The 19,233-nt window shown below is 41.1% G+C and carries 16 protein-coding genes and 1 rRNA gene; 3 read left to right on the top strand and 14 right to left on the bottom strand.

Annotated elements, in window-relative coordinates; translation table 11 throughout:
* Nucleotides 1-100 precede the first annotated feature (100 nt).
* A complete protein-coding gene (locus tag AC25JC_RS11145; protein WP_486924043.1) occupies nt 101-1,009 on the top strand; it encodes a LysR family transcriptional regulator in 909 nt (302 codons plus the stop codon).
* A 3-nt stretch (nt 1,010-1,012) separates the two neighbouring features.
* Here AC25JC_RS11145 and AC25JC_RS11140 read toward each other — a convergent pair whose 3' ends face one another.
* The 8 genes from AC25JC_RS11140 to ilvD (AC25JC_RS11105) form a co-directional block, all read right to left on the bottom strand.
* Nucleotides 1,013-1,750, bottom strand: a complete 738-nt coding sequence (locus AC25JC_RS11140; protein WP_180116236.1) for a sulfite exporter TauE/SafE family protein — start codon at nt 1,748-1,750, stop codon at nt 1,013-1,015.
* A gap of 159 nt (nt 1,751-1,909) precedes the next feature.
* Nucleotides 1,910-2,575 (bottom strand): hypothetical protein, encoded by a 666-nt coding sequence (locus AC25JC_RS11135; RefSeq protein ID WP_180107707.1) that lies wholly within the window; start codon nt 2,573-2,575, stop codon nt 1,910-1,912.
* Nucleotides 2,575-3,426 carry a PAAR domain-containing protein gene (locus AC25JC_RS11130; RefSeq protein ID WP_180107708.1) on the bottom strand — a complete coding sequence of 284 codons (852 nt, stop codon included), beginning with the start codon at nt 3,424-3,426 and terminating at the stop codon, nt 2,575-2,577. The genes AC25JC_RS11135 and AC25JC_RS11130 overlap by 1 nt, the downstream gene beginning before the upstream one ends.
* The gene (locus AC25JC_RS11125; protein ID WP_180107709.1) at nt 3,419-3,868 is read right to left on the bottom strand and encodes a PAAR domain-containing protein; all 450 of its coding nucleotides are present in this window, start codon (nt 3,866-3,868) and stop codon (nt 3,419-3,421) included. Before AC25JC_RS11125 ends, AC25JC_RS11130 begins: the two co-directional genes overlap by 8 nt.
* A 146-nt stretch (nt 3,869-4,014) precedes the next feature.
* Nucleotides 4,015-4,302 carry a chorismate mutase gene (locus AC25JC_RS11120; protein ID WP_078191648.1) on the bottom strand — a complete coding sequence of 96 codons (288 nt, stop codon included), beginning with the start codon at nt 4,300-4,302 and terminating at the stop codon, nt 4,015-4,017.
* Complete coding sequence (locus AC25JC_RS11115; protein ID WP_486924042.1) at nt 4,283-5,605, bottom strand: hypothetical protein; 1,323 nt, start codon at nt 5,603-5,605, stop codon at nt 4,283-4,285. The genes AC25JC_RS11120 and AC25JC_RS11115 overlap by 20 nt, the downstream gene beginning before the upstream one ends.
* A gap of 151 nt (nt 5,606-5,756) precedes the next feature.
* Nucleotides 5,757-7,442, bottom strand: a complete 1,686-nt coding sequence (ilvD, locus tag AC25JC_RS11110; RefSeq protein ID WP_486924041.1) for a dihydroxy-acid dehydratase — start codon at nt 7,440-7,442, stop codon at nt 5,757-5,759.
* Nucleotides 7,443-8,128: 686 nt separating this feature from the next.
* Nucleotides 8,129-9,958, bottom strand: coding sequence for a dihydroxy-acid dehydratase (gene ilvD / locus AC25JC_RS11105; protein ID WP_180107271.1), 1,830 nt, complete (start codon nt 9,956-9,958; stop codon nt 8,129-8,131).
* Between the two features lie 437 nt (nt 9,959-10,395).
* On the opposite strand from ilvD (AC25JC_RS11105), the gene fmt reads away from it, so the two are divergent.
* Both fmt and rsmB read left to right on the top strand, forming a co-directional pair.
* Entirely contained in the window at nt 10,396-11,355 is a 960-nt protein-coding gene (gene fmt, locus AC25JC_RS11100) for a methionyl-tRNA formyltransferase (RefSeq protein WP_111885186.1), read from the top strand.
* Nucleotides 11,355-12,662, top strand: a complete 1,308-nt coding sequence (gene rsmB / locus AC25JC_RS11095) for a 16S rRNA (cytosine(967)-C(5))-methyltransferase RsmB (protein WP_486924040.1) — start codon at nt 11,355-11,357, stop codon at nt 12,660-12,662. Before fmt ends, rsmB begins: the two co-directional genes overlap by 1 nt.
* Nucleotides 12,663-12,737: 75 nt before the next feature.
* Here rsmB and AC25JC_RS11090 read toward each other — a convergent pair whose 3' ends face one another.
* The 6 genes from AC25JC_RS11090 to rrf all read right to left on the bottom strand — a co-directional run.
* Nucleotides 12,738-12,845: a methionine/alanine import family NSS transporter small subunit gene (locus AC25JC_RS11090; RefSeq protein ID WP_078194501.1), complete on the bottom strand. Its 108-nt coding sequence runs from the start codon at nt 12,843-12,845 to the stop codon at nt 12,738-12,740.
* Between the two features lies 1 nt (nt 12,846).
* A complete protein-coding gene (locus tag AC25JC_RS11085; protein ID WP_180079292.1) occupies nt 12,847-14,331 on the bottom strand; it encodes a sodium-dependent transporter in 1,485 nt (494 codons plus the stop codon).
* A gap of 367 nt (nt 14,332-14,698) precedes the next feature.
* Complete coding sequence (locus tag AC25JC_RS11080; RefSeq protein ID WP_486924082.1) at nt 14,699-15,229, bottom strand: DUF1287 domain-containing protein; 531 nt, start codon at nt 15,227-15,229, stop codon at nt 14,699-14,701.
* Between the two features lie 117 nt (nt 15,230-15,346).
* Entirely contained in the window at nt 15,347-16,792 is a 1,446-nt protein-coding gene (locus tag AC25JC_RS11075; RefSeq protein WP_486924039.1) for an aldehyde dehydrogenase family protein, read from the bottom strand.
* Between the two features lie 360 nt (nt 16,793-17,152).
* Nucleotides 17,153-18,526, bottom strand: coding sequence for an MFS transporter (locus AC25JC_RS11070; RefSeq protein ID WP_486924038.1), 1,374 nt, complete (start codon nt 18,524-18,526; stop codon nt 17,153-17,155).
* Between the two features lie 629 nt (nt 18,527-19,155).
* A 5S ribosomal RNA gene (gene rrf, locus AC25JC_RS11065) occupies nt 19,156-19,233 on the bottom strand; the annotation flags it as partial.

Raw genomic sequence — 19,233 nt, 5'->3', positions numbered from 1 at the left:
AAAAAAGAATACAACATTCATTTGAAAAGCGGCCGAAAGGTCGCTTTTTTTTATAGCTGCTCTTTCGGTAAGATAAGGCATTAGCCAAGGAATACACCGTATGCGACTGGATTTGTTCGACCTTCAATTGGTGCTGCACATTGTAGACAGCGGCAGTCTGACCAAAGGCGCTGCTCGTTCTGCCATCTCGCTACAAGCAGCCAGTGAACGGATTAAAAAACTCGAACAGCATTACCGCACAGCCCTGTTCACTCGCCAAGCCAAAGGGGTCAAACTGACTCTTGCCGGTCAAACCTTGGTTGAACATGCACAGCGCATCTTAGGTGAGGGGCAACAATTAGAACACGCGATGCTGCCCTTTGCCCATGGGCTAAATTCCAATATGACCTTATGGTGTAATTCATCTGCACAAAGTGAATATTTACCGGTCTTGCTACCACGTTATTTGCTAGAAAATCCCAACACACAAATTGAGCTGCATGAAGCCGAGTCTAAAGATATCATTGCAGCGATAGAGCAAGGTAATGCACAACTAGGCTTAATTTCAGGTTTCTTTAAATCTGAACAACTACAAACGCTTGAGTTTGCAGATGATCCGTTGGTGCTGATTTGTCCTATAACTCATGAATTGGCCTCGAGATCTAGCGTTAAACCCGCAGAGATTTTAAATTATCCCTTTGTCGGTTTGATGCAATATCATTCCTTGCAACAATCGATCGAGGCACAAGCCAAATTATTCGGCTGTGAAATACAGTATCGGCTGCGTTTGCCGAACTTTGCCGCGATCGCGCAAGTGGTGGCGAATGGTGTGGGCATTGCCATCATGCCAAAACGTGCGGCCCAACGATTAATCAGTTTGTATGCCTTTGCACAAGTTGAGCTCAGTGGTGAATGGGCCAATCGAAAACTGCTCCTCACCGCGCGTAATTTTGATGATTTACCCTTAAATTATCAGCATTTCAGTCAGTTTCTACTATCACAAAAATCTACTTTAGATGGCCAAGTCTAGGCTTTAAATCACACCAAACTGGTGCAGCATCATATAGCCACCGAGGGCAATCAACCCGATAAAAAACACCTTACGGAATTTTTGTTCTGGAATGCGGTAACGAATTTTTTTCCCTGCCCACATCCCAATGAGCGCTGGAATCAGTGCTATGGCTGACATGGCATAATCAATCGGGAGATCTTCCACTGGATTTTGCTGTAAGAACACTGCCAAACAAATGGTTGATGTGGTAAAGGCTAAACCGAGTGACTGTACGAGGTCATCACGTTTGAGCTGCAAACCTTGCAAATATGGCACCACAGGGATCACCACCACACCGGTCGCAACAGTCAGCGCCCCTCCCAAATAACCGATCATTGGAGATAGCCATTTTTCATGTGGTGCAAAGTTCGGCAAGCTTTTGGCACAAAGCCCATACAATCCATATAGTGCCAACATGCCCCCCAGTAATGCTTCACTTTTAAATTCAGCATGTCCTAAAGTTGGAAAAATACTCCAAATTGAACCGACGATAATCCCAAGTAACAAGGGCCAAAAGCGTTGAATGAGGCGCAGCACCTGCCCTTCGGCAAATAGTTGCCAAAAGTTGGTGACCATGGATGGAATGATCAATAACGTGGCTGCCTGAAATGGACTGATCACCATGGTGAGTAAGCCCATCGATACCGCAGGCAGGCCTAACCCAATCGTGCCTTTAATTAAACCTGCGATTGCAAAAACTGTGATGACGAACCAAATCATGGCGAAACTCGCTGAAGAATTGGTTCTATGCTATGCAATTCAGGCACTTTGAAAAATCAGTGTTTTTGGAATAGAGCCTCAATAAAAAGTTGAGGCTGTGCTTAAAATCAACTATAGACAAGGTAGTTGGATTCAATAAAAAAGTAATTACAATTTACTTTAATTACTGTCATAACTACTCATTTGCTCTTCAGCTAATTCATAAGAACTTTCGAATTGATATTTCACCGTTTCATCTTGAATCGAATCAATAAATTTTTTTATTTTATTTTTATATTCAACGTTCCCAGATTTATACATTGATAGCAAATAGCCCCACTCACCATAAATATACTGAGGGTCATTTTTTGATACTTTCCTTAATTCTTCTTTTAAAATCAATGCTAAATCGGAATAACATTTTTCATATTCATCTTTCGATCTTTTAGCATAATAGCTTAACTCACACTGAGTCACTAAAAGTTCCTGACTGAAAGAGTCCTTTAACATTTTATGATTAAGATTATAAGCCTCTTCATACATGCCTGTTGCTAAGTAGATTTGCATTTCAATCTTTTGTCGTTCTTGATCATTCGTGATCTTCTTTATTTCAGACAAACTATCTTTCATTACTTTATCTGCGTTTTCTTTATCTCTCAGATTAAGTTTATTAATAGTATTTTTATAATCATTTATTATAGCTGTATCTTCTTTAGACAGCATTGAAATTGATTCTTTTTTTTGAGCTTCTTTAACTTCATGCTGATTCAAACTAATTTTCTCAGACGAGCAAGCAGTACTACCAAATATAAAAAATAAGGTTAAGAAAATAAAAAAATGCTTCATCAAACTTCTCTCGCTGCGGAGTTTAAGGTAAAGGTATGAGTTTTAAAACTAGGAATTGGTGTAACTGTTCCACCATCAAACTTCAGTATATATCCCAAATCTAATTCAACTTTTAAGAGTGATATATCAGGTTCAGGTAAGTTGATATTACAAGATCCAACTGGCTCTTTTCCTTTTTCAGTATTCCAAATACCATTAGCAATTTTTAACTCTTGAGTTTTTAACAAGTCAAATTTTCTATTTTTTTCTTTAAATAGTCTTAGGGTCGCACGCGGAATAATTTTACTTGCATCATTTTTAACCACCGGCGGCATATATGACACCGTTACAAAAAGTTCTTTATTTTTAACAATATACGTAACAATAAAATCACATACTCCAGAGGCTAATTGTGCAACAATTCCAAATAATCCTTTTTTATCCTCATCATATGGAGGGATCGCAGTCTTAAATTTCACATAATCAGTTTGGTTTCTCTCTATATAGTAATTTTCATATTTTTTCTTATCACTTACAAAACTATTCGTTAAATTATTCTGCAACATACTTGGCTTAAAAATTGGGCTATTTAATGAACTTATTCCACCACTAGTCCCAACAACATGTACTTGGTTTGGCATCAATGAAGCCCCACAAGTAAATTTATCACCTACATAAGCCACTGCCTTTCCATCAAAAATCACATGATCATTACTCTTAATTAAGGTAGACCAAGTTTTACATTTTGGACAGGCGAAACCATCTCCCGCACGAAGAAAGAGATTCCCCATCTGTGAACTTCGGGACTGCGTGGACATGACTGTCCCACCGTGACTTGTTGTTGAGCCATGAATGCCAAATCCTTTAGACATTATTTGAGTCTCCCAAAGTTGGATTCATAAAACCTTCAGGGATAGTTGCATCATGATATAAGCGTAAAACATGGGAAGTGACCGGACTATCAATAATTTCATCGCCATTTTCTAATAATGATCCGATAAGTGCTGCGGCCCTGCCATCAACATTTAGAAGAAATCCTGCGCCGGAGATAATTTTTGCTGTCGAACCATCTAAATATATAGCTTCATCACCGACCAAAGCTAAAGAGATCCCGTTGACCTTATAAGCATGATTAGATGCTCGAACTAACCCACCTTTTTTTGTTTTTGAACCATTAAAAGCTGCATAATATTTGGTATGCGGCTTATGATTCCAATAGAGTTGTTCTGCTTGGTGAATCTTTTGAATATCGTCTTGAGAAAGTTTTTTTAGCTGTTCTTCTGATAGTTCATGCAAAAAAGTAGGGCTAGTCATGCTAGATCCAATTATTGTAATTAGAAGTAGAATAACAAATAAAAAAATTAATAAAATTTCAAAATGTAAATCAAATCATCATCTTTTCAGTTGGTGATATTAAAAAAGAACATTAATAAATTTGATCTAATCTCAAAAACTAAAAATTACGGTCGGATCTCTTTCAACTCACGTTGAATAAAATGCTGAATCATATCGCGGTATAAACGTTCCACAATATCTGCATTTACACCGTGCTCTGTGGCTTGTAGACGAATTTTACTTATCACCGCTTCGACACGTTCTGGTGATTGAACATCCTGTACTGAACGCTTAAAACGCACCGCTTGATCGACATAAAACTGACGTGCAGCAATGAGCTCAATAATCCCCTGATCAATCACATCAATCTGTGCGCGGGCTTGCTCTAATGACTCAACTTTTTCTTTCTTCATCTTCTCTGGCTTCACTTTCAGCGGTGTTTTCACTTTTATACTTCTCTTCTAACACATTACTGAAAATACTTTCAATCATCCAAACGCGGTATAAGCTATTAAATACATAGCTTTGACCTGCAATACGTAATTCTAAAACAGGAAAATCGGGCTGTGACTTCATCTCACAGTGCATATCATTTTCTTTTAATTTTTCAGCAATATCGTTAGTAGTCAGTTCAGAAATCTCTAACTCATACTGTAAGGCCTGAAAATGTGCTTTGAAGGATAAATCACGCCCTTTGGTCCATACGGCTTCCAAAATGCGATACATCACATCAATACGTTGCTCTTCAGGCGCACTGTAGTAAAGCTGTGACATAGCTAATGTCGCAGCTTCTGTAGGCCGGCAAAATGGCGTGAACTTAACTTCTGTCCGTTTAGACAGACGTGTTGCCAAACTCCAGTCAAACAAATCTCGACCGTGATACGACAATGGATACACATTCAGCTGAATATTATAATAGTCCGCCAATTCCTCACGAATATAAGCCAACAGTAACCATGAAATCGGATCTTCCATCGCGATGTAGAGATCAAGCTCAGGATCAAGTCCCTGAATTTCATTTAACTCTTCTGCATCACTGATCAGGTGCTCACGCCATTCAATATGATTGATCATAAAGATCGGGTTATCTGTCAGGAGTTTTTGTTGTTTTAAACGGCGCGTTAAACGCAGTAAATCATCTACAGCATGGTACTTACGTTCGCCAAATTCAAAATACCCCGTCAAAGTTGGTAAGTCAGAAAAGATCCGTTCTGGAAAATCTTGCGCTTTATGATGACGGCTGGCCATCGCGTACAGTGTTCTCAGCTTGCCATATTGCTTTTGCCACAACATGTGGAACACATCTTCAAGTAAATAAAGAAAGTCTTGGCCGCGTAATGGGGTATTTTTTAGAATAATTTCGGCTTGTTCTAAAGCTTCGGCGGTCGGTTGTTCAGGTGTTTCATGAAAACTAAAACGATGCTGCCGCGCTAAAATTTGGGCATCATTCAGACAATATTGTTGCCATTCTATCGATGACATTTGATTTGGAGGTTCAGCACTCTGACGACAAATAATCACTTTCAGTGGTTTGATTTCATCACTGAGAATTTCTTCTAATTGAGGCAGTTGCTGCGCAGCCAAATAGCTATAGACATCATCCAGTCGAAGATAAACACTCAGACCTTGTTCCGTGGGTAACACCGCTTGTCGGGTCGGTTTCTGATAAAACCAACTCGATCGGATTGGATCGAACCAACGGCGTAACAGTGACATGCGTTTTTTGCCTCAAAATGATGAATTGTACCGAACCTGCCAGCACATGCTTAAAATTCAACTTCTATTATGAAGCTGTTTTAAATGAGATATAAGCCTTGTGCAAAACTTATATCAAGTCAGGACTGAATGTTCAACGTTTAACAATGCATTAGACGTCTAGATTTAGGTCAGTCACTGCACCTTTTTCCGCACCAGAGGTCAACTTGGCAAATTTAGCCAATGCGCCGTGGGTATAGTTTGGTTTCGGTTTGACCCAGGCCGCACGACGTGCAGCAAGTTCATCCTCAGCCACATGCCAAGTCATTTCACGCGTTTCAGCGTTAATTGATATTTTATCGCCGTTTTTGACCAAGCCAATTGGGCCGCCTTCATAGGCTTCTGGCGTCACATGACCAATCACAAAACCATGGCTGCCGCCCGAGAAACGCCCATCAGTCAACAGTGCAACAGATTGGCCTAGACCTTTACCAATAATCGCTGAAGTCGGTTTCAGCATTTCCGGCATACCCGGCCCGCCTTTCGGCCCAACACCGCGGATCACCACCACTTCGCCTTCTTGTACTTCACCATCTAAAATACCGCGCATGGCACCCTGCTCACCCTCAAATACCCGTGCAGGCCCTTCAAAATACAGCCCTTCTTTACCGGTAATTTTAGCCACGGCACCTGTCGGTGACAGATTGCCTTTGAGTACCACCAAGTGCGAATCCTTTTTGATCGGTGCATCAAATGGCAGAATAATTTGCTGACCTTCAGGATAATCCTCTACCTCGGCTAAGTTTTCCGCCAAAGTTTTGCCCGTAACGGTTAAGCAAGAACCATCGAGCATACCTGCATCCAGCATGCGCTTCATCAGCGGTTGAATGCCGCCAATGGCAATCAGTTCCGACATTAAATATTTACCCGATGGGCGCACATCGGCCACCACAGGAATATCTTTACCAATGCGCACAAAATCATCCAAAGAGAGTTCCACGCCTGCGGTATGCGCCATGGCAATCAAATGCAGCACGCCATTGGTTGACCCGCCTAAAGCAATCAGCACTTTAATCGAGTTTTCAAAAGCAGCTTTGGTCATAATGTCACGCGGTTTAATATCGAGACGCAGCAGATTCATCACGGCTTCACCTGCACGCTGGCAGTCGGCAATTTTATCCGCGGATACCGCTTCCTGTGCTGAAGACCCCGGCAAGCTCATGCCCAGTGCTTCAATCGCTGAAGCCATCGAATTGGCCGTATACATACCGCCGCACGAACCCGGCCCCGGCAGCGCGACTTCTTCAATCTGCTTCACTTGAATTTCATTGATTTCGCCTTTGGCATGCTGACCGACTGCTTCAAATACCGAAATCATGTCGGTATGACCAGCTCCTGGTTTGATGGTGCCACCATAAATAAACAAGCCCGGACGGTTTAATCGCGCCAAGCCCATGATGCAACCCGGCATGTTCTTGTCACAGCCGCCAATCGCAATCACGCCATCATAGGCCTGACAGCCCACCACAGCTTCAATAGAGTCGGCAATGATTTCCCGCGATAGCAGTGAATACTTCATACCTTCAGTACCATTGGAAATGCCGTCAGAAATCGTAATAGTATTAAAAATAATGCCTTTACCGCCTGCAGCATTCACCCCGCTTTCAGCTTCACGCGCCAAGCCATCAATATGCATATTACACGGCGTGACATTGGCCCAAGTCGAGGCGATGCCTATAAATGGGCGCTTAAAGTCAGCATCTTGGAAGCCTGTGGCACGCATCATGGAACGTGCAGGCGCATTCTCTATGCCTTCATAAACAGGAGCAGAATGTTCGCGGATATTATTTTTACTCATTGTTGTTCCTTGGCGATGGCTGATTTTGGCTTCAGCTTTGACGGGTTCTTTTAAATTTATTGTATAGAAAGCGCTCGGCATGTAAAAGAAATTACATCTCAACAAAAGAGATTTTTAGCGCATGCAATACCATTCAATCACATGACAAAGCGACATGGATGTCGCTGTTTTCCTGTATGGCAGGGATGAAATATCAGGAGAACAAAAGATTTTTGTTACTTTTGATCTTTCAAAAGTAAGGGATTGCCTACACAAAGCCATATAAATTATAGCTACTATTCGAGGCTGTCTTTTTAGAATTTTAATGACATCCACTAATTATTAAATTTTATTTAGTTGCTTCAAGAAACATTATTTTCAATCAGATTAAGAAATCTATAACTTAGAATTATTGTCCCATTATTTCATTTAAAAGCTGATTACAGCGGAGTCTTACCTCTATAAAAGCAAATTTTCGGAGCTCGTATGTTACTTTTGTTTCGGCAAAAGTAACCAAAACCATTTGTCATCCGCAAAACTCGGCAACTGTTTGTAACTAAAAAAATGATCGCAGAAACATTCACTTTTAAATTACCGTTTGCCTCAGACAGTTGCGGATGACGTTTCCTCTTATCCATTACAAGTTATGTAGATGGAAATTTAAAAAGCACCCCATTAGGAGTGCTTTTTATTTAAAAATCTAAAGCTTAGATTTCACGTACTGCGCCTTTCGCCGCACTCGTAGTATGCATTGCATAGGCTTTCAATGCTTTCGAAATTTTGCGTGGACGCTCTTCAACTGGATGCCAACCTTTCGCTTCTTGCGCTGCACGGCGAGCCGCCATCGTAGCGTCATCAACAGCTAAGTTGATGGTACGGTTTGGAATATCAATTTCGATTAAATCGCCATCTTCCACCAAACCAATTGCACCGCCTTCTGCTGCTTCTGGAGATACGTGACCAATTGAAAGGCCTGATGAACCGCCAGAGAAACGACCGTCAGTCAATAACGCACATTCTTTGCCTAGACCTTTCGATTTTAAGTAGCTGGTTGGGTACAGCATTTCTTGCATACCCGGACCACCACGTGGGCCTTCATAGCGAATCACCACCACATCACCGGCTTTGATTTCATTACCCAAGATCGCCTCTACTGCTGAATCTTGGCTTTCAAACACACGTGCAGTACCGTTGAATTTCAAGATTGAATCATCTACACCCGCAGTTTTTACGATACAACCATCGAGCGCAATGTTGCCGTAAAGCACAGCTAAGCCACCGTCTTTCGAGAACGCATGTTCAGCATTACGGATCACGCCATTTTCACGGTCACCATCTAGTCGTTGGTAATATCGATCTTGTGAGAATGCAGTTTGCGTTGGTACACCGCCCGGCGCTGAACGGAAGAATTGGTAAACGTCTTCATTTTCAGTACGGATAATGTCCCATTTATCTAAAGCATCTTTTAAGCTTGCTTCGTGAACAGTACCCACAGATGTGTCCAATAAGCCTGCACGGTCTAATTCACCGAGAATGGACATGATACCGCCAGCACGGTGTACATCTTCCATATGTACGTCGTTTTTCGCAGGTGCAACTTTACATAGAACAGGCACTTTACGAGATAAACGGTCAATGTCGTCCATCGTGAAATCAACGCCAGCTTCATTGGCTGCAGCCAACAAGTGTAAAACGGTATTGGTTGAACCACCCATCGCGATGTCTAAAGTCATGGCATTTTCATACGATGCTTTGGTTACCATTTCACGTGGCAATACGCTGTAATCATCTTGTTCATAATGACGTTTAGCCAATTCAACAATTAAAGAGCCTGCGCGTTCGAATAATTTTTTACGGTTTGCATGTGTTGCCAGTGTAGAACCGTTACCCGGTAAAGACAGACCCAATGCTTCTGTTAAGCAGTTCATTGAGTTTGCGGTGAACATACCTGAGCATGAACCGCAAGTTGGGCATGCAGAACGTTCGTATTCAGCAACTTCTTCATCGGTATAGTTGTCATCTGCAGCTACAATCATGGCATCAATTAAGTCGATCGCTTTGTCGTTGCCACGGATTTTAACTTTACCCGCTTCCATTGGACCGCCCGAGACAAATACCACTGGAATGTTCAAGCGCATTGCCGCCATCAACATCCCTGGGGTAATTTTGTCACAGTTGGAAATACATACCATGGCATCGGCACAGTGCGCGCTCACCATGTATTCTACTGAGTCTGCAATCAAGTCACGTGAAGGCAATGAATACAGCATACCGTCATGGCCCATCGCAATACCGTCATCGACTGCAATGGTATTGAACTCTTTAGCTACACCGCCTGCTTGCTCAATTTGACGCGCCACGAGTTGACCAAGGTCTTTAAGATGAACGTGACCCGGTACAAATTGAGTAAATGAGTTCACGACGGCAATAATTGGTTTACCGAAGTCTTCATCTTTCATACCAGTTGCGCGCCATAAGCCGCGCGCACCCGCCATATTTCTTCCGTGTGTCGATGTTTTTGAACGATAGTCAGGCATTTTATATTTCCAACAAAGTTTGAGCTTGAAATGAATCCTACAGATTCACTCTGGCTAAATCATACTGACAATGATGTAAAATCAGTCGAATTTTAAACCTATCATACACCAAGCCATTGTTTTTAAAGATGGCTTTTTAAGCTGAGATTTGGGCAGATGGGTCTATCAATAAAAACGAGTGATTTGACGACAAAAATCTTTTAACTGAAATCTACTATACCGCCATCAATGGCTGCACAATACAAAACTTTCATGAATAATTTTTAAATTTTATATAAATATAATTTATTTAAAAATTGCAAATTTGCGATTTTGGGTTATGAAATCATTGAGCTTGGACAGCTTCAAAGTTGCAAAAATCAATTTCTAATGTTCTAAATTACGCATTAATCATTTGCTATAATCCACATATTCAACACAGATTCGGTTCATTCATTTTGAAAATCATCTTTGCCGGTACGCCAGAATTTGCCGCAACAGCACTAGCTGCTTTGCTCAACACACAACATGAAATTGTTGCGGTATACACTCAACCTGACCGCAAAGCTGGACGTGGACAAAAACTCACAGCTTCTGCCGTAAAGCAATTGGCTTTAGAGCACCATATTCCTGTTTACCAACCCCTTCATTTCAAATCATCGACTGAAGAAGGTTTAGCCGCACAAGCGGAATTAAAGGCCTTAAATGCCGATGTTATGGTGGTTGCAGCCTATGGTTTGATCTTGCCGCAAGTGGTGCTAGATACCCCGAAATATGGCTGCCTGAATATTCATGGTTCATTGCTGCCACGTTGGCGTGGTGCAGCACCGATTCAACGTGCCATCGCAACAGGTGATATTGAAACAGGTGTCACCATTATGAAAATGGCAGCCGGACTCGATACAGGCGACATGATGTATAAAACCATCTGCCCGATTGAAGCAACGGATACCTCTGCAACTTTGCATGACAAACTTGCAGAACAAGGTGCAACCGCAATTGCTGCTGTTTTAGATACTGAACAAACGTTGCAGCAATATTTAGACAGCCGTGAAGTTCAAGACGAAGCATTAACGGTTTATGCACATAAGCTTTCAAAAGCCGAAGCAAAAATTGATTGGTCCATCGATGCTGTACAAATTGATCGTAACATTCGCGCCTTTAATCCGTGGCCGGTAGCATTTATTCAGTTGGATGAACAAAACAACTTACGTGTTTGGCATTCTGAACTTTCTGCTGTGTCTGCACCGAACGCTCAAGCAGGTGAAATCATTGCCATCGACAAAAAAGGCATACACGTTGCCTGTGCCAATGGCAGCGTGATTATTTTGACCTCTTTACAATGGCCAGGTGCTAAACCACTCAACCCTGTACAAATTTTACAAACCCAAAAATTGACTATTGGACAAATTTTATAATGAAGCAATCTCCCAACGCCTCGACCCGAGACCTTAATTTACGTGCTCAGGTAGTGAAGACGTTATTGGCTGTCCAAAATGGTCAATCGCTGCAATCGGTACTCGCGCAGCAAATGAATATCGTGTCAGATAAAGACCGTGCGTTATTTCATGAATTGGTGCTTGGTTGTTTACGTCAATGGTACGCATTGAAACAACTGACTTTACCGCTTCTGTCTAAACCGGTAGATAACCAAGTGGTTGAAACCTGTTTATACCTTGGTTTGTACCAATTATTGTGTACCCGTGTCGCAGCTCATGCTGCAATTTCTGAAACGGTGGAAGCTGCAAAACAATTGGGTATGGGAAGTCTAAGTGGCTTAATCAACGCAATTTTGCGCCGTGCAACACGTGAAACAGAACAGTTCTACGATGTACTTGAACAAGCCACAAATCTACCAAGTTGGTTAACCAAACGCCTGAAAAAAGACTGGGGCGAACAATTTGATGAACTTAGTTATGAGCTTAAGCAAATTGCACCACTGACTTTACGTGTCAATACACGCCAAGTCAGCCGTGACGAATACCTCGATATTTTGGAAGATGAAAGCATCGATGCACATCGCTGTGAACTCTCTAATGTCGGTATTGTGATGGACGAAAGCCTGCATATTCCAAGCTTACCGGGCTTTGAAGCAGGTGGTTTTTCGGTACAAGATGAACATGCTCAACTGTGTGCAACACTATTACCAAATCTCGATGGTAAATTTGTGATTGATGCTTGTGCTGCGCCGGGTGGTAAAACCGCACATATTTTAGAGACTTTCCAACCGAAGAAACTCATTGCACTGGATCAAGATGAAAAGCGTCTAAAACGTGTAGTTGAAAACCTTGATCGTTTGGATCTTGATGGTAAACATGTCGAAATCCAAACTGCCGATGCTGTCACCTATACTGCACCTGAACTTGCTGATTGTATCGTGCTCGATGCCCCATGTACTGCTGTCGGTGTAATGCGTCGTCATCCTGATATACGTTTACTACGTCAATCGGGCGACATTGCAAAAACTGTAGTGTTACAAAAACAAATTTTGGAAAATATGTGGAAGCAGCTTAAAGTCGGCGGCACGCTGCTTTACATCACATGCTCGATTTTAAAAGCTGAAAATGAACAGCAAATGGTTGAGTTCTTTGCCAATCATGCCGATGCCCAAGAAATTAAAATTGAAGCGGATTGGGGTGTTGAACAAATCCATGGTCGTCAATTGTTCCCGAAAGTGGGTTATGGCGATGGCTTCTTCTACTGCCGCATTCAAAAAACAGCTTAATCTACAATAAAATTTGCTTTTTAGTACCACATAAAAAAGGAACCCTCGGGTTCCTTTTTTTATCAACGATGAAGCTTAATCTTCTTCATCTGGATGTTTTGCTAAATGGATCGACGCTAAGATCAAACCGCCCCAAAGCAAAACCATTGAAATGATCATCATGATTAATGCAGATGTATTCATGTTATTTCTCCTCAGGGTTTTTGTCTTTCATGCAACTAAATACAATGGCACCAAGCACAAAGATCGCAATGACTAAACCGGCTACAGGCAATAACACGTCAACTGGATAACCACCATAGCCTTTAGATGCAACGTCTTTAATGGTTAAGCCTAAAGCTACTAATAATGAAAGCGGAGTAACAACCGTTAATAAGAAGTTCCAACCAAAGCCCAATTTGATACTTGAATATTGATTCACATGATTACGTAATTGCGCAAGCAATGGACGACGGAACCAAGACACCAAGATAATCGAGAACAAACCACCCGCTACGATACCAATGTTATTGGCGAAGTAGTCAATGATGTCAACGAAAGTAATCGCACTGTGGGTTGAGAAAATTAAGGTCGATACAATGGCAGAACCACCCGCAACAATCGTTACAGCTTTTTTACGTGACCAGCCGAATTTATCTTGGAACGACGCAATTGGCACTTCCAAAATACTCACCATTGAGGTGATCCCTGCTACAGCCAGTGACGAGAAGAACAAGAAACCAAATAAATCGCCGCCAGCACCTAAGCTAGAAATGATTTTCGGGAAAGCAATAAACGCAAGACCAATACCGCCTGAAACCACTTCATTTACAGGTACGCCCGCACTATGTGCCATAAAGCCCAATGCCGCAAAAATACCAATACCCGCTAAAATTTCAAATGATGAGTTGGCTAATGCAACGACTACACCTGAACCGGTCAAGTTGGTTTTTGCTTTTAAGTAAGACGCATAGGTCAACATAATCCCGAAACCAATCGATAACGAGAAGAAGATATGACCAAAGGCTGCTAACCATACTTTATAGTCAGTCATCGCATCCCAGTTTGGCGTAAAGAATGCATTTAAACCTTCTGTAGCACCCGGTAAACGCACTGCTTGAATCACCAAAATCGAGAACAAAATCACCAACAATGGAATAAAGATTTTATTCGAAAGCTCTACACCCTTCTTCACACCACCATATAAAATGAACATGGTAATCGCCCAAACAATCACCAATCCAAAAAATAAGGTCGGTACAAAACCAAAGGCAATTCCATCGGCATTTTGCAAGTAGGTATTAAAGAAGAAGCCTTGCGTATCTTCACCCCATTTTTGACCAATTGAGTAGAAAATATAACTGCCGGCCCATGACAATACGCTGGCATAGTAGATCCCGATGATGAGTGTCACCATCACTTGCCACCAGCCTAATGCCTCACTGTTCATAAGTTTTTTATATGCAGTAGGCGGTGCTTTTCGGAATTTATGCCCCACTGCATAATCTAAGAATAATAAAGGCAAACCCGCTGCAAAAATTGCAATTAAATAGGGAATTAAAAATGCACCGCCACCATTTTCATATGCCACGTAAGGGAAACGCCAAATGTTTCCCAAACCTACAGCAGAACCAATAGCGGCAATGATAAATCCTGATCGTGCCGACCAGTTTTCACGATTATCTGACATAGAACACCTAAACCTCAGGCATCTTTAACTGCTGCTTGTTATGGTTATATCGCGAGCAAAAAAAGAACCATAAAAATAAAATTCTGGGTGTTTGATCTGGTGAGATACCTTGTGAGCGTCTATACCAAATTGCAAACAGAAAAATCACATGCGCATTTTGGTTAAAAACACCACAAATAACTTTCCCTTTGTATGAATTAACAATACTCACTTTTTTTAAGTTTTTCTGTAATTTCTACGGCAAATATTCCATTTTTATAATGTGTTTAGGCTTAAATGTTCATTTAATCAGCTTATTTTTCATACAATTTAAGTTATCAATAATATAACTTTTAGGAATATTTTATTTCCAATTAAATTTTTAAAGTTATTTCACTCGATAATGTCCGGTAATTTGATAGGCATGCAAAATATCTTCTTCCTGTGTGCCCTCTCCAATATTATGGATAATCAGCGGAACACCGCTACCTTTCACTTTACGATCTGAAACCACACCGATATGCACTAAACCACGCCCTAAGTCCCAAGTGACAATATCTCCGGCCAAATACTGCTTATCTTTGACAACAAAGCCCTGACGTTGCATCCAGGTTTGAATATTGGGAACACGCCGATGATCAATATTTTTATCAGTACTTTTTAAGCCCCATTTTTGTGGATACTGCTTAAAATTGGCTTTCATATCTTCATGAATGGCTTTTTGTAAATCAATCCCTTGCTGTCGTAATGCACGAATTACCACATCGGTACAAACACCCTTGATTAAAGGGACATCTCCCATCGGATAACGCAGTGCAGTATATGCAGGATCGTAATATAAGGTTTTCCCTATTTGACTGCGTGCATCCGTCACCATTTGAGTGGCGTTAAAGGCAAAGACAGCCATATTCACGGTCATCAAACTGACCAATAATAAAATTCGTTTCATTTTTTCTTATTCACTTTAGATTTTTGCAATGATTCAAAAACTGGGCTTCGAACAGATCCATACTGAACAAAGCCCAAGTTTAAACTGCTACAGTTTTATCGCCAATACGCGTTCTTCTTGCAAATCTCGAATGGCAGACTGAATCCCTTCACGGCCTAAGCCAGAATCTTTTACGCCACCATATGGCATGTTATCGACACGGAAAGACGGAATGTCATTAATAATCACTCCACCAACCTCTAAGTGATTCCACGCATACAACATTTTATTCAAATTTTGCGTATAGATGCCCGCCTGTAAACCAAAACGGCTGCTATTAATTTTGGCGATACCTTTTTCAAAGTTTTTGTATTTCTCTAAAATCGCTACAGGGCCAAAGATTTCATCTTTATACACTTCTAGCGATTCATCGACATTTTCTAATAAAATTGGATCGAGCAAAGCCCCCTGATGTTCACCACGAACCAATGCTTTGGCACCTTTTTTTACTGCTTTATCGACCCATTTATGCACGCGTGTTGCTTCTGCTTCCTTAATCATTGGACCGACCATGGTGCTTTCCAAATGAGGATCAGCGGCTTTAAGCTGCTTCATTCTCGCCACGAGTTTTTTCTTCACATCGGCATAGATATCGGCATGCACCAAGATGCGTTGTACGCTGATACACACCTGCCCTGCATGGTTATACGCCCCACCGACTAAACGTTCAATAAATGCCGTTGAAATTTCAGTATCAGGCTCAACCAATACCGCAGCATTACCGCCAAGTTCTAAAGTCACTTTTTTACGTCCCGCACGTGCTTTCATATCCCAACCGACAACATCAGAACCTGTAAAGCTGAGCAGTTTAAACCGGTCGTCAGTGACCAAGACATCTGCATGTTCACGTGGACAAGGTAAAACTGAAAAAGCACCTTTAGGTAAATCCGTTTCTGCCAAAACTTCCGCAATTTTTAAAGCTGAAATAGGCGTCAAACTTGCAGGCTTCAAAACAAATGGACAGCCTGCGGCAATGGCAGGTGCAATTTTATGCGCAGTCAGATTGATCGGAAAATTAAACGGGCTGATCAACGATACAGGACCAATTGGCACATGTTTGACCATGCCTTGATAGCCAGATGCCGCTGCGGTAACCGCCAATGGGATCATGCGACCATCATCCATCTGTGTGACAGCATCGGCAGCAATTTGAAAGGTATTAATTAAACGTTCAACTTCAGCAGCTGCGGCTTTACGCGGTTTTCCACCTTCCGCAATTAAAATTTCAGTCAATTCTGCACGCATTTCATTAAAACGTTTAACACAGTGCAGTAAGATTTTTTGTTTTTGAAAAGGTTCCAATGCCGCCATTGCAGCGCTAGATTTAACCGCTGAATCAATGGCTTTTTCAATGGTTGCAGCATCTGCGAGTGCAACGCGTGCATATACGTCTTGGGTATATTTTTGATCCACTTCTAACCACTGATCGGTAGTCGCTGCTTTACCTGCAACATAGAGCGGATAGTCTTTTATATCTTGTACGGCTTTGGACATGACGATATTTCCATGATCTTGAGACATTATTGATAAATGTGAATAAATCTATGCCCTCTATCATGCGCTGACTGAACACAGAGTTCACTATATTTAAGTAACAAAATGAACCACAAGCCTCAAACTCAGCTACCTAATTGCCCTGAATACCATCCCTATTTTCAGATCTATGCTTGCACTGAAAAAATGATGATCGAGTCTCTATATAACAATGACATTAAATTAGAAAAGTTATTTAAAATAAAAAATCTCATTATTTATCATAATATTAATAAATTCTTCAAAACTAAATTAATAATAAAAAATGTGAATACAACATGAAAAAAGCCCATCAAATGACGGGCTTTTTAAATCTATGATTTAGCTATACGAACGCTGTGTTTTCACTGAAGCCTTATTCACATTTTCTAAAGCGGCAACTTCCTCATCCGTTTGCGCTTTGCGAATAAAGAACACTGCAATTGCTGCGATGACTACTGGAATTCCCACAGCCATAAAATTAATTTGATGTGGCAATTCTTGTGATAATAAATAGCCGATCAGAATCGGGCCAACAATCGCACCTGTACGACCGACTGCAGAAGCCCAACCAATACCTGTCGAACGTACAGACAAAGGATAGTACTGTGCAACATAGCTATACAGCAAGATTTGCGAACCAATTGCTGATGCACCTGCGACTGCAACCAACAGGTAGATCACAGGCTGTGGAGAATTAAAGCCGAGTAAAGATAATGCCACAGCACCTGCCAGACATAATGTAATGATCACCGGTTTTAAATGGAACTTATCCGCTAAGATACCTCCCCCAATCGTACCAATTACCGCACCAATATTCATCGCCAATAGGAACGTCAAACTGCTACCTAACGAATAACCTGCGGCCATCATTAGTTTTGGTAACCAACTACCTAATGCATACAGGGTTAATAGACACATAAAGAAGCATAGCCAAAAAAACATCGTACTTATGCCACGACCTTGCTTATACAATGCTCTAACAGACGCTCCACCCGGAACAGCAACTTCAGTCAGTTCAAGTTGAGTATTTGCAGTCACCGTTTGCTCTGGTGCAATGGTTTGAATCATCCTACGAGCTTCATCGTGACGATTCACCTTCACCAAAAATGTGAGCGATTCAGGTAAAAACTTCCAAGCAAATGGCAACAGTAACAGTGGAATACCCGCAATGAAGAACATGATTTGCCAGCCATAATCCGCAGTAAACCATGAACCAAATAAAGCCGCCATGATGCCACCCATTGCATAACCACTGAACATAGTGGTCACTAAAGTACTGCGTAGATGCTTAGGTGCATATTCAGACGTCAATGCCACAAGGTTCGGTAATACTCCACCAATGCCAAGTCCAGCAATAAAACGTAAAGCACCAAATTCCGTAGGATTTGATGCAAAACCACCTAAAAATGTGAATGTACTGAATAAAAATACACAGATCATGATGACTTTTTTACGGCCAATCTTATCAGCCAAAGTACCAAACATCATGGCACCAAACATCATCCCTGCAAGTGCTGTACTCGCTAGCATACCTGCTTGAACAGCTGTTAATCCCCAGTCTTTCATCAATAAAGGCAGCGCAACACCATTGATCGCTAAGTCGTAACCATCAAATAAAATAAGAATTAGACACCACATCATGATGCTGAAATGCGATTTTGTGAACTTAGCGTTATCGACAACGCTATTCACATTCATTGTGCTTGTAGACATTGAACCTCACCTCCAATTGTGAGTTTTATTTTTCGCTACAATGCCGTTTTTCAATGTAAATTGTCCAAAATTACAAAGGTATAGACCCATACCTTTCAGATATATCTATGTCGTTTGGGAATAAAATGTCATAAAAACTTAGATATTTTTGAAATATTTATACATAAAAAAATCGATGGACTGCGGGTCTAGTTTTAATAATGATTAATTATCAATGTGTTATTAGAAGCTAAACCACAATCAGACGATAGATTATTTGATATGAAAATTGTCAGAATAAAACTCAAATTTTATAGAAAAAAATCGCAGTTCTACGATCTAAGTCGTAGATTTCTAAATCATAAGTCATCAGCCATCACTTAAGTCGATAATTAGGCATTTAAACTGTTGTTTTAGCTGACTTACATTCAGGTTTTCCGACATTTTTAGGCTGAGAATTCCCTCAATTGATGATTTTTAAATGCGTTTATTGTCTAATAATCATCCATGTTTAAATAATTCAAGTCTCAATCTATCAATAATTTTCTCATTTTCCTGTTTTATCCTTCTACTTTTCTGCTTATTTTTCCCTTTTCTCCGCACATAAAAAAACACCCCCTTCGCTTTGAAGGGGGTGTTTTCGAATAATGAGCTGGCGATGACTTACTCTCACATGGGTAACCCCACACTACCATCAGCGCTAAGAGGTTTCACTTCTGAGTTCGGGA

The organism is Acinetobacter sp. P37, from assembly GCF_057480965.1.
The sequence above is the reverse complement of the archived record's forward strand: the minus strand, read 5'-3'. Positions and strand labels throughout refer to the sequence as shown.